We start from the raw sequence: 12,703 nt of genomic DNA on the forward strand, positions 1-12,703 counted from the left end.
TGTCCTCGGGCGGGCATAATGCCCCTCTTATCAAAAAATGTTGAGAGAAAGTCCAGTCGCTGAAAGAAAATTGATATCAATAAACGTGCGCGCCATAGATCGCCCCGAAAGCGCTCAGTAACCCGTGCCGTGATCCACCAGATATTGCAGCGGCTCACCGGCTTCAAAACGGGCGATCTGCTGCTCGACATGGCGCAGTAAGGCATATTCTTCCGAGAGCGCGGCGTCGTGCGGGGTGATGACGACCTTCTCCAGCCCCCACAGAGGATCATCCGCCGGCAAGGGTTCGACACCGAAGACATCGAGCGAAGCGCCGCCGAGCAGGCCGGAACCGATCGCCGAAACAATATCGGCCTCTACCTGGCTACCGCCGCGTCCGGCGTTGATGAACACCGGCGCGCCGAGCGCGCCATCCCGGCGAAGCTTCGAGAAAAGTGCGGCGTTGTAGAAGCCTGCCGTCTCCGGCGTCAGCGGCAGCAGGCCGACGAGCATATCGGTGCGGGCGAGAAAACTGTCGAGTTCGCCGGCATCGAAGGTTTCCACCCCGTCGATCTGCTTCTTGCCCCGCGACCAGCCGATGACGTTGAAGCCCATGACCCTGAGCTTGGCGGCGGCATCGCGGCCGAGAACGCCGAGACCCATGATACCGACCGTGACCTCGCGCGCCTCGGGGGCGACATATTTGCGCCAGACACGATCGCGCTGGTTCCTGAGGTGATCGACGGCATGGCGCAGGTGCATGAGGCATTGCAGGACGACCCATTCGCTCATGCGCGCCGTCAGGCTGGGATCGACGAAGCGGACGATCGGAATGTCGGGCAGGTCGGCGATGCTCATCATGGAATCGACGCCGGCACCGCCGGAGAAGAGCACCTTGAGATTGGGCGCACGCTCGAAGAGATCGGCGTCGGGCTTCCACAGGAGCGCATAGTCGACATGGCTCAGATCCACTTGCCGATTGGCGGGATCGGCGAGATTGATGCTGCCGCGATCGGCAAAAGCGGTCTTCAGCGCCGCGGCGACGGCCTCGGGATTGAACTTCAGATCGACGAGAACGGGGCTTCTGTTCGGCATGGCGACGGTCTTCACTGCTGGATGGCGGCGGTGGGCACGGCCTCGATGTTGAAAGCGGCGGCGAGGAGCGCCCTGGTGTAGGCCTCCTTCGGCGCCCGGAAGATCTCCCCGGAAGGGCCTTGTTCCACAACCTTACCGAAGCGCATGACGATCAGGTCGTTGGCGAGCGCCTTCACCACCTTCAAATCGTGGCTGATGAAGAGATAGGCGAGATCATGCCGCTGCTGCAGGTCGCGCAGCAGATCGACCACCTGGGCCTGCACGCTCATGTCGAGCGCCGAGGTCGGCTCGTCCAGCATGACGAAGCGCGGCTTCAGCACCATGGCGCGGGCGATGGCGATGCGCTGGCGCTGGCCGCCGGAGAATTCATGCGGGAAACGCCAGCGGGTCATCGGATCGAGACCGACCTCCTCCAGCGCCCAGCAGACGCGCTGGTCGCGCTCTTCCGCCGACAGGGATGTCTCGTGCACCTTCAGCCCCTCGGCGATGATCTCGCCGACCGACATGCGCGGGCTGAGCGAGCCATAGGGGTCCTGGAAGACGACCTGCAGCTGGTTGCGCAGTGGCCGCATCGCCTTGAAGGAATAATCGGCGATGTCCTTGCCGACGAAGCTGATGTGGCCCTGCGAGGAGATCAGCCGCGCCAGCGCCAGGCCGAGCGTCGTCTTGCCGGAACCGCTTTCGCCGACGACGCCGAGCGTCTGGCCGGCGCGAAGCTTGAGATCGATGCCGTCGACGGCCTTCACATGATCGACCACCTTGCGCATCAGCCCGGCCTTGATCGGGAACCAGACCTTGATGTCCTTGCCTTCCATGACGACGGGCTTGCCGGCATCGCTGACCGGCGGCTCGCCGCGCGGCTCGGCGGCCAGCAGGTGGCGGGTATAATCGTGCTGCGGATTGGTGAAGACCTCCTCCACCGTGCCGGTCTCGACGATCTTGCCCTTGGTCATCACGCAGACGCGGTCGGCGAATTTGCGGACGATGCCGAGATCATGGGTGATGAACAGCATCGACATGCCGTGCACCCCCTTGAGCTCGCGCAGCAGCTCGAGGATCTGCGCCTGCACGGTGACGTCGAGCGCCGTGGTCGGCTCGTCGGCGATCAGCAGTTCGGGACGGTTGGCAAGCGCCATGGCGATCATCACACGCTGGCGCTGGCCGCCGGAGAGCTCATGCGGATAGGCCTTCAGCCGCTTCTCCGGCTCGCGGATGCCGACCTGGTTCAGAAGCTCCAGCGTGCGGTCGCGCGCGGTCTGGCCGGCCATGCCCTGGTGCAGCGCAAGGATCTCGCCGATCTGCTTTTCGATCGTATGGAGCGGATTGAGCGAGGTCATCGGCTCCTGGAAGATCATGGTGATGTCGTTGCCGCGCACAGCACGCAGCTCGTTGTCCGATGCCTTCAAGAGGTCCTTGCCCTTGAACAGGATTTCGCCGGAAGGGTGGCTGGCGGACGGGTAAGGCAGCAGTTTCAGGATCGAATTGGCCGAAACCGACTTGCCGGAACCGGATTCGCCGACCAGTGCCAGCACTTCGCCCTTGGCGATATCGAAGGAGATGCCATCGACGGCCGTCGAGGTCCGGCCGCCCTGATGAAAGGCGACGGAGAGATTGCGGACGGAAAGAAGCGGAGTGGAATTCTCGCTCATCGGAACGTCTTCCTCGGATCGAAGGCATCGCGCACGGCTTCGCCGATGAAGATCAGCAGCGACAGCATGATCGACATGGTGAAGAAGGCGGAAAGGCCGAGCCAGGGGGCCTGCAGGTTGGATTTGCCCTGGGCGATCATCTCGCCCAGCGACGGCGAGCCCGGCGGCATGCCGAAGCCTAGGAAATCCAACGAGGTCAGCGTGGTGATCGAGCCGGACAAGATGAAGGGCACGAAGGTCAGGGTCGCGACCATGGCGTTCGGCAGCAGGTGGCGATACATGATGGTGCGGTTGTTGACGCCGAGCGCGCGGGCGGCGCGCACATATTCGAAATTGCGGGCGCGCAGGAATTCGGCGCGCACGACGCCGACCAGGCCCACCCAGGAAAACAGCAGCAATATGCCGAGCAGGATGAAGAAACCGGGCGGCAGCACCGAGGCGATGATCAGCAGGATATAAAGCACCGGCATCGACGACCAGATCTCGATGAAGCGCTGGAGCAGAAGATCCGTCCAGCCGCCGAAATAGCCCTGGACGGCGCCGGCGGCGATGCCGACGACCGCCGAGCAGATGGTGAGCGCCAGGCCGAACAGCACCGAGATGCGGAAGCCGTAGATCATGCGCGCGAAGACATCGCGCGCCTGGTCGTCCGTGCCGAGCCAGTTGAGATTGCTCCAGGTGCAGTTCGCATCGGCGACGCCCTGCGGATAGCCGGAGCAGCGCTGCTCCTTGCTCATCAGCCAGAAGGGCGGCGTCGGGGCGGATTTTCCCTGCGGCAGATTGGAATTGGCGGTCTGGTAGGAATAGTGGATCGGCGGCCAGATCATCCAGCCATGGGCGTTGATCTCGTCCTCGATATCCGGCGAGCGATAATCGGTCTGCGCCAGGAAGCCGCCGAACTTCTCCTCGGGATAATCGACCAGCACCGGCACCAGCATCTCGCCCTTGTAGGAGACGAGGATCGGCCGGTCATTGGCGATGAATTCCGCCCCGAGGCTAAAGATGAACAGGATCAGGAACAGCCAGAGGGACCAGTAGCCGCGGCGGTTCGCCTTGAAATTCTGCCAGCGGCGCATATTGGTCGGGGAAAAAAGACCCTTGCGCGGCGGTTTCACCGCTGCGGGCGACGCGTTGCTCGACGCATCCATCATACGTCCCTCCGCTCGAAATCGATGCGCGGGTCGATCCAGGTATAGATCAGGTCCGAGATCAGGCCGACGAAGAGGCCGAGCAGCGAGAAGATGTAGAGCGTCGCGAAGACGACCGGATAGTCGCGCTGGACGACGGAGAGATAGCTCAAGCGTCCCAGGCCATCGAGCGAGAAGATATTCTCGATCAGCAGCGAGCCGGTGAAGAAGGCGGAGATGAAGGCGCCGGGAAAGCCGGCGATGACGATGAGCATGGCGTTGCGGAAGACATGGCCGTAGAGCACCCGCCGCTCGCTCAGGCCCTTGGCGCGGGCGGTGATGACATATTGCTTCTTGATTTCCTCGATGAAGGAATTCTTGGTGAGCAGCGTCGTGGTGGCGAAGGCGGCGAGCGACAGCGAGATCAGCGGCAGGACGAGGTGCCAGAAATAGTCGAGGATCTTCTGCCACCAGTTGAGATCGGCGAAATTATCGGAAACGAGGCCGCGCAGCGGAAACCAGTCGAAGAAGGAGCCGCCGGCGAAGAGCACGATCAGCATGATGCCGAAGAGGAAGCTCGGCACGGCATAGCCGACGATGATGATGCCCGAGGTCCAGACATCGAAGGTCGATCCGTCCTGGATCGCCTTGCGGATGCCGAGCGGGATCGAGATGGCGTAGGAGAAGATCAAGATCCAGATACCGAGCGAAATCGACACCGGCAGCTTCTGCCCGATCAGATCGATCACCGAGGTATTGCGGAAGAAGCTTTCGCCGAAATCGAAGCGGATGTAGTTCCACATCATCTGCCCGAAGCGCTCGAGCGGCGGCTTGTCGAAGCCGAACTGCTTGTTGAGCTTGGCGATCAGCTCCGGATCGAGCCCCTGGGCGCCGCGATATTTCGAACTGCTGTCATCGGCGCCCGGCTGGTTCAGCATGTCGCCGCCGCCGGACAGGCGGCCATTGGCATTGTCGCCCTGGCCGGTCAATTGCGCGATGACCTGCTCGACGGGGCCGCCTGGCGCGAACTGCACGATGGTGAAGGAGATCGCCATGATGCCGACGATGGTCGGGATCATCAGCAGCAGACGCCTGAGGATATAAGCGCCCATCAGCCCGTCACTCCCTCATCGAGGAACATGCCCGCCCCGGCCTTCATCCATCCGTCGTTCAACTCGCTTATTCCCTTCCGCCGCGTAGAGCCGGCGCCGTCCTATCACGCTGAAATTGCCGAATCGGCATGGGCCATTTGGAGCCCAGCACGCACGCCATTGCAAGAGCCGCTCATTTTGCGGCACTTTTCAACCACCACATATCCGGGAAGCCGATGGAGTAATAGGGCAGCTCCGACGGGCGAGCGAATTTGTCCCAATAGGCTATTCTGGTCGTCGTTCCGTAGAAAGTCGGCAGGACATAATGGTGGGCGAGCAGCACACGGTCGAGCGCCCTGACCGTCGCTTCCTTTTCCGGTACGGTCTTTGCGAAGATCACCTTCTGGATGAGCGCATCGACGCCGGGGTCGGCTATACCAGCATAGTTGCGGGAGCCCTGCCGGTCGGCGGAGGCCGAGCCCCAAAAATCGGCCTGCTCGTTGCCGGGGTTCAGCGTCTGCGCCCAGACGACCCAGATCATGTCATAATCGAAGCTGCGGATACGGTTGATATATTGCGACGGATCGACCGTCCTGACACTGGCATCGATGCCGATGCGCTTCAGATTCTGTACGTAGGGCAGCACCGACCTCTCCAGCGACGGATTGTTCAGCAGGAGCTCCAGTGAAAACGGCTGGCCGGTCTGCGCGTTCACCATCCGATTGTCCTTGAGAATCCAGCCCGCCTCCTTGAACAGGGCGACGGCCTTGCGAAAGTTTTCGCGCGTCTTTTGCGGATCGCCGCCGACGGGATTGGCATAGGGCACGCTAAAGACGTCCGCGGGCACCTTGTCCTTGACACTGTTCAGAACATCGAGCTCCTCCCCTTGCGGAAGACCGGAGGAGGCGAATTTCGTGCCGAAAAAGAAGCTGTCGACGCGCGTCAGCTTGCCGAAGGAAAGTGTTCGGTTCAGCTCCTCGAAATCATAGGCATAGTTCAGCGCCTCGCGGACACGCTCGTCCTTGAAGCGGTCGCGCCGCATATTGGGAACGAACGCCTGCATGATGCCGACCGAGCGCAGCGTATTGGGCAATTCCTCACGCTTGATGCGGCCATCCTTGGCCGCCGGAAAATCGTAGCCGGTCACCCAATGGCTCGTCGAATTGTCCTGCCAGAAATCGATGGCGCCGCTGCGAAACGCCTCGAACGCGACGTCGTAATCGGAAAAATAGACATAGTTTATCGCGCCGAAATTGTTCTCGCCGACATTGACCGGCAGGGTCTTGCCCCAATAGTCGTCGCGCAGCTCGTAGCGGATCGAGGCACCCGGCTGCAGGGAGGCAATCCTGTAGGGACCGGAGCCCATGACCGGCTCGAGCGTCGTGCGCGTGATATCGCGCGGCTTGCCGTCGGGACCTTTGGCTTCCCACCAATGTTTCGGCAGGATGATAAGCTGGCCCAGGATCGAGGGTAGCTCATCATTGCCTTTTTCATTGAAATGGAAGGTGACGTCGCGCTCGCCGGTCTTTTCGGCACTCACGACATGGCTGTAGTAGCTCGCCACCTGCGGATTGAGTTCCTTGAACTTCTCGAAGCTGAAGATGACGTCCTCGGGCGTTACCGGCGTGCCGTCGGCCCACTTCGCCTCGGCGCGCAGCCGGAAGGTGGCGCTCGAAACGTCATCGGGGAAGGAAACGCCCTCGGCGAGCAGGCCATAGGAAGAATTGGCCTCGTCGTCGGCCTTCTTCAGCAGCGTATCATAGACCAGCTCCAGCCCGTCGGCGGGATTACCCTTGAACAAGACGGAATTGAAGGTGTCGAACGTGCCGCTCGCCGAGAGCTTCACCTCACCACCCTTCGGCGCATCCGGATTGACGTAGTCGAAATGCTTGAAGCCGGGCTGATATTTCAGGTCGCCGAGAACGGCGGTGCCGATGCGGAATTGCGGTTCATCGGCGCTGGATGGAGCCGGCGAGACCAGCAGGCAGAAAAGAGAAACAACCAAGCCTGCTTTCAACCGCGACAACGCCATTCATGATCTCCCGATGATTTGATCGGAATCAGCATAAGGCAAATGAGGGCAAAAAACAGGACGCAATCGCTCACCTCTTCACGCCCGCGTCCGTCACAATCGCGGCATTAGCGCTGAGCGGCGGCCTCTTCGAGACGCCTGCGCAGCATCAGCCGCAGTTCACGAACGACCTGGCCATCCTCGGCCGTGTCCGGTTCGGTGGCGGCAAGGACGGCGATGCGCAGCAAGGCGAGAATGATCGCCGCCATCAGGGCAGCATCGTCCCCGACCGGCGGCTGCGCCCGCTTGAGGATGGCGCAGATCAGCTCCTTCAGCTCCGCCCGCGAGCGCATCTTGCGATCCTTCGGCACATCGCGGCGCGCCGCCAGCACCGGATATTCCGGAAAGGTTTCTATGAAGGCGGCCAGTCGGTCGAAGATCGCCTCGCCGCTATCGGCCGGCGAAAGACCGCCGCTTTTTTCCACGATCTCGCCGAGCACGGATTTCAGCCGTTCCAGCCGGTCGACGTGTAGCGCCTCGGCCAGAAGCGGCTTCGTCGGAAAGAACTGATAGAGCGATCCGATCGAGGAGTTCGCCTCGGCGGCGATCTCCGTCATCGTCGCGGCCTCGTAGCCCTTGCGGACGAAAACCCTCGCGGATGCCTCCAGCAGCACGGCGACGCGATCACGGCCGCGCCGGCGCTTGGGTATCCGCGTCTGCGGTTCTTCGCTCAATGTCCGTGCGCTTTGCCCACGGTCAGCCGTTATGAGGATATCCTCATGCGTCCCCACCCCTGATGTCCCCTTCTTACAATCCCCAGGCCGTCACATCATCGCAATCGCCTCGGGTTCAAACCCAGATCCGTCTGGACGGCCGCTCCCCAACACACAGCCGATCGCCGGAAACTGAGCCGCATCACCGGAAAACAGAACCGGCGACGGGACCCAAGGTCATTGTGACCATTCGACTTTCCGCAATCCATACCCGTGCTGTCAACCGGGGCGCCTGCGAAACCGCCGGCTTTCCCAGGGTGGATTTGCCGACGGCCGTCGCGCGAGCGAATTTAAGAAAAGGCAAATAAGCATTCCGAAAATCGATTCCGATTTCCGGGGTTATGCGGTAGATTCCAGCGCAAATCACTTCGGCCAGCGCCGGCAGCCTTTCAAGGAACCATATGATTTCCCTCCTGGTTCGGACCTTCGACACCTTCAGCAAACTTGCCCTTGCCACCATGATCGGCGCGGGTCTTATCGCCGGCGACGCGCTGGCGCAGCAGGCCGCTCCGACGCCCGGCAGCGCCAAGGCGATCTTCGGCGCGGTGACGCTGCCGACCCAGGGACCGCCGCAATCGATCGGCTTTTACGCCAAGGGCTGCCTTTCCGGCGCCGTGGCCTTGCCCACCGACGGGCCGACCTGGCAGGCGATGCGCCTGTCGCGCAACCGGCGCTGGGGCCGGCCGGAAATGATCGGGCTTCTGGAACGACTGTCGCGCGACGCGGCGAAAAATGACGGCTGGCCGGGCCTTTTGGTCGGCGATATCGCGCAGCCACGCGGCGGCCCGATGTTCAACGGCCATGCCTCGCACCAGATCGGCCTCGACGCCGATGTCTGGCTGACGCCGATGCCGCCGCGGACGCTGACGGCAGCCGAACGCGAAAGCCTGCCCTTCACCTCGATGCTGGCCAAGGACAAGTTCCTGACGATCAACGACCGGGTCTGGACGCCGGCGCATGCCCGCCTCCTGATGCGCGCCGCCAGCTATCCCGAAGTCGAGCGCATCTTCGTCAATCCGGCGATCAAGAAGAAGATGTGCGACACCTGGACCGGCGACCGCACCAATCTCGGCAAGCTGCGCCCGGAATATGGTCACGATTCGCATTTCCATATCCGTATCCGCTGCCCGGCCGGCTCGGTCGGCTGCACGGGGCAGGCGCCGGTCGCCGCCGGCGACGGCTGCGACAAGTCGCTGGCCTGGTGGCTCGGCCCCGAGCCCTGGGCCAAGCCGAAGCCCGGCGCGAAGCCGCCGGCAAAACCGCGCGAGGTCATGGTCTCCGATTTGCCCAAGGCCTGCCAGGCAGTGCTGGACGCACCGTCCGTCCCTTCGGCCCGCGCCGCGACCTTCGGCACCAAGGCGGTAGCACCGACGGCCGCAACCGGCGCTCTGCCGGTTTCGAGTTCCGGCAGCGGCAGCACGCCGCCCGGCAACATCCCGCAGCAATGATAGGGGATCGGCCGTCACCGGCCGACCCGGTCTTTCAAAGGGCCGTTTCTTGGTATAGAAGGCGGAACAAATCGATTTAAAAGACTAGGGAGCATTGGTTGATGGCCGGCGGCAAATGCATCGCGCTGATCGCGCATGATCAGAAAAAAGATGCGATGGCGGAATTTGCCCGGCGCAACCAGGATGCGCTCACCGGCTGGCATATCGTCGCCACCGGCACCACCGGCGGGCGCGTGCTCGATGCCTGTCCCGATCTCAAGGTCACCCGCCTGAAGAGCGGTCCGCTCGGCGGCGACCAGCAGATCGGCGCGATGATCGCCACCGGCGAGATCGACATGCTCATCTTCTTCATCGATCCCCTCACCCCGATGCCGCACGATGTCGACGTGAAGGCATTGACGCGGCTTGCCGTTCTCTACGACATTCCGATGGCGCTCAACGAATCCACCGCCGAACGGCTGATCAAAACACTGAACCCTTAATCCGCCTTGCGGCGGCAGACCACGGACCTGGCCATGCCCGAGCTCAATCACAGCGATGCCCCCCTGCCATTTCCCATCCTGATCGGCGACATCGGCGGCACCAATGCCCGCTTCTCGATCCTTGCCGAGGCGAAGGCCGAGCCGGAGCATTTTCCCAATGTGCGGACCGCCGACTTCGAGACGATCGACGCCGCAATCGAAAGCGTCCTTGCCAAGTCGGCAATACGGCCGCGCTCGACGATCCTCGCCATGGCCGGCCCGGTGCGCGGCGATGAAATTCCGCTGACCAATTGCGACTGGGTGATCCGTCCGAAGACGATGATCGCCAATCTCGGCATTGAGGATGTGCTGATCATCAACGATTTCGAGGCGCAGGCGCTGGCGATCGCCGTCGTCTCCGAGGAGCATCGCCACACGATCGGCGAGACGACGGAGGGCATGGTCGCCTCGCGCGCCGTGCTCGGGCCGGGCACCGGCCTTGGCGTCGCCGGTCTCGTCCATGCGCAGCATGCCTGGATTCCGGTTCCGGGCGAAGGCGGCCACATCGATCTCGGGCCGCGCACCGCCCGCGACCTGGCGATCTGGCCGCATCTGGAAACCATCGAGGGCCGCATCTCCGCCGAGCAGGTCATTTGCGGCCGTGGACTGCTCAATCTCTACCATGCCATCTGCAAGACCGACGGCATCGAGCCCAGCCTCAAGGAACCGGCCGACGTCACCACGCATGCGCTCGCCAAGAGCAACGCCCAGGCCGAGGAGACGCTGACCCTGTTCGTCACCTATCTCGGCCGTGTCGCCGGCGACGTGGCGCTGATCTTCATGGCGCGCGGCGGCGTCTATCTTTCCGGCGGCATCTCGCAGAAAATCCTGCCGGCGCTGCAGGGGCCGGAATTCCGCGCCGCCTTCGAGGACAAGGCGCCGCATAGCGCTTTGCTGCGCTCGATCCCGACGCATGTGGTCATCCACCCGCTTGCCGCGCTTGCCGGCCTCGCCGCCTATGCCCGCCTGCCGGCGAGTTTCGGCCTGTCGACGGACGGCCGCCGCTGGCGGCGTTGATGCGGCCAGGACTACAGGCAGCCTTTTTGACGAAGCGTCATTCGCTTATAATGATGCAGGCTCCATGGCCTGCCTCTTAACCAGCCCGGCAGGCCATATCTAGCCAAAGCCATCCTAACTCTTTATAGAGCCGCGAAAGCATATGCCAGGTGCGGCTCGCTTGGTTTGAGACAGGAAGCCGATTTTTGAAACTACCCGACACCAAGAAAAACAACGTCGACAGCGAAGCCATCACCGGCATGCTGAAGCGTATTATCGGTGAAAACGGCCGAGACCATATCGGCGGCTACAGCATTGCGATCGCTTGCCTGATCCTGGTGGCGCTTTCGACGGCCTATATCGGCTACATCATGAAGCTGGTCATCGACAAGGCCTTCGTCGATCGTGACATTTCGGACGCCTGGCTGATCTGCGTCAGCATATTCCTCGTTTTCGTGGTGCGTGGCTTCGCGGGCTATTTCCAGTCGGTCATCCTCAGCAAGATCGGCAACAATATCATCGCGCGCTATCAGCGCCGCCTCTACATGCACCTGATGACGCTCTCGGTCGGCTTCTTCAGCGAGGCGCGCTCCGCGCAGCTCGCGGCGCGGATCAGCCAGAACGTCTCCGGCATCCGCGACGTGATGAACCTGACGATCACCTCCACGGCGCGCGACTTTCTCACCTTCATATCGCTGCTCGGCGTGATGATCGTCCAGGACCCGGTGCTCAGCATCGCCTTCTTCGTGATCGCGCCGCCGCTTTTCATCGCGCTTCGCTATATTTCCAAGCGCCTTCGCGCCGCGACGCGCGAGGCGGTCGTCCTGAACAGCCATGTTTTGGGGGCAATGCAGGAAACCATCCAGGGCATTTCCATCGTCAAGGCGTTCACGATGGAAAACGAGCTCGAGCGCAAGATCAACAAGCTGATCACCGCCGCCGAGCATCGGCAGAACCGGATCGCGCGCCTGTCGGAGCGCAACGGCCCGCTCATGGAAACCGTTGCGGGCTTCGCGATCGCCAGCCTCTTCGCCTATGCCGCCTACCGTTCGATCTATGACAACGTCTCGCCCGGCGTATTCTTCTCCTTCGCCACCTCGCTGCTGCTCGCCTATGATCCGGCCCGGCGGCTGGCCAAGCTGCAGGTGCAGCTGGAGCGCGCCGTGGTCAACGCGCGGATGATCTATGAGCTGCTCGACATGGAGCCGCGCCAGCGCGAGCTGCCGGACGCCAAGCCGCTGGTCGTCACCGATGCCCGCATCGAATTCCGCGACGTCCGGTTCGCCTATGGCGACGACACGGTGCTCGACGATGTGAGCCTTGTTGCCGAGGGCGGTCAGACGACGGCACTGGTCGGCCCCTCAGGCGCCGGTAAATCCACCGTCATCAATCTCATCCCGCGCTTCTACGATCCGGCTGCCGGCGCCATTTATATCGACGGGCAGGACATAGCGCATGTCACGAAGCGGTCGCTGCGCGAGCAGATCGCCTATGTCTCCCAGCAGCCCTATCTCTTCGAAGGCACGATCCGCGACAATATCCGCTATGGCCGCCCCGAGGCGAGCGATGCCGAGGTCGAACAGGCGGCCAGGCTCGCCTATGCGCATGATTTCATCGTCGCGCAGCCGCAGGGTTACGATACGCCGGTCGGCGAGAACGGCGTGACGCTGTCCGGCGGCCAGCGGCAGCGCGTATCGATCGCCCGCGCGCTGGTGCGCAACGCGCCGATCCTGCTCCTCGACGAGGCGACCTCGGCGCTCGACACGGAATCGGAAGCCGCCGTGCAGAAGGCGCTGGACGAGGCCATGAGCGGCCGCACGGTCGTCGTCATCGCCCATCGCCTGTCGACGGTCGTCCGGGCCGAGAAGATCATTGTCATGCAGAATGGGCGCGTCGTCGAAGAGGGCAACCACGAGACGCTTGCGGAGGCCGACAATGGCCTTTACGCTCGCCTCAACAACCTTCAGCGGCCGGCCGTTTCCGGCAACTCCCGTAAATAGACGATAGAGACGA

10 protein-coding genes are annotated in these 12,703 nt (G+C 62.7%); 4 read left to right on the plus strand and 6 right to left on the minus strand.

Translation table 11 applies throughout. The features are described from left to right. Positions 1–114 precede the first annotated feature (114 nt). The 6 genes from FHX11_RS28750 to FHX11_RS28775 form a co-directional block, all read right to left on the minus strand. The gene (locus FHX11_RS28750) at positions 115–1,074 is read right to left on the minus strand and encodes a glyoxylate/hydroxypyruvate reductase A (protein ID WP_184364420.1); all 960 of its coding nucleotides are present in this window, start codon (positions 1,072–1,074) and stop codon (positions 115–117) included. Between the two features lie 11 nt (positions 1,075–1,085). Beyond that, positions 1,086–2,723, minus strand: a complete 1,638-nt coding sequence (locus FHX11_RS28755) for an ABC transporter ATP-binding protein (RefSeq protein WP_184364425.1) — start codon at positions 2,721–2,723, stop codon at positions 1,086–1,088. Next, complete coding sequence (locus FHX11_RS28760; protein ID WP_184364685.1) at positions 2,720–3,871, minus strand: ABC transporter permease; 1,152 nt, start codon at positions 3,869–3,871, stop codon at positions 2,720–2,722. Before FHX11_RS28760 ends, FHX11_RS28755 begins: the two co-directional genes overlap by 4 nt. Next, a complete protein-coding gene (locus tag FHX11_RS28765; RefSeq protein ID WP_184364430.1) occupies positions 3,871–4,962 on the minus strand; it encodes a microcin C ABC transporter permease YejB in 1,092 nt (363 codons plus the stop codon). Before FHX11_RS28765 ends, FHX11_RS28760 begins: the two co-directional genes overlap by 1 nt. A 172-nt stretch (positions 4,963–5,134) precedes the next feature. Further along, on the minus strand, positions 5,135–6,973 hold the full coding sequence (locus FHX11_RS28770; protein WP_184364434.1) for an extracellular solute-binding protein: 1,839 nt from the start codon (positions 6,971–6,973) through the stop codon (positions 5,135–5,137). Positions 6,974–7,080: 107 nt separating this feature from the next. Beyond that, positions 7,081–7,686, minus strand: coding sequence for a TetR/AcrR family transcriptional regulator (locus FHX11_RS28775; RefSeq protein WP_210292632.1), 606 nt, complete (start codon positions 7,684–7,686; stop codon positions 7,081–7,083). A gap of 440 nt (positions 7,687–8,126) precedes the next feature. On the opposite strand from FHX11_RS28775, the gene mepA reads away from it, so the two are divergent. The 4 genes from mepA (at position 8,127) to FHX11_RS28795 (ending at position 12,690) form a co-directional block, all read left to right on the plus strand. Further along, complete coding sequence (gene mepA, locus FHX11_RS28780; RefSeq protein ID WP_184364443.1) at positions 8,127–9,173, plus strand: penicillin-insensitive murein endopeptidase; 1,047 nt, start codon at positions 8,127–8,129, stop codon at positions 9,171–9,173. A gap of 101 nt (positions 9,174–9,274) precedes the next feature. After that, on the plus strand, positions 9,275–9,655 hold the full coding sequence (locus FHX11_RS28785) for a methylglyoxal synthase (protein WP_184364447.1): 381 nt from the start codon (positions 9,275–9,277) through the stop codon (positions 9,653–9,655). A 33-nt stretch (positions 9,656–9,688) separates the two neighbouring features. Then, complete coding sequence (locus FHX11_RS28790) at positions 9,689–10,711, plus strand: glucokinase (RefSeq protein ID WP_184364453.1); 1,023 nt, start codon at positions 9,689–9,691, stop codon at positions 10,709–10,711. 185 nt (positions 10,712–10,896) lie between these two features. Next, positions 10,897–12,690 (plus strand): ABC transporter ATP-binding protein, encoded by a 1,794-nt coding sequence (locus FHX11_RS28795; protein WP_184364458.1) that lies wholly within the window; start codon positions 10,897–10,899, stop codon positions 12,688–12,690. Positions 12,691–12,703: the final 13 nt, after the last annotated feature.

Source organism: Rhizobium sp. BK602 (genome assembly GCF_014195095.1).
Lineage (GTDB): Bacteria > Pseudomonadota > Alphaproteobacteria > Rhizobiales > Rhizobiaceae > Rhizobium.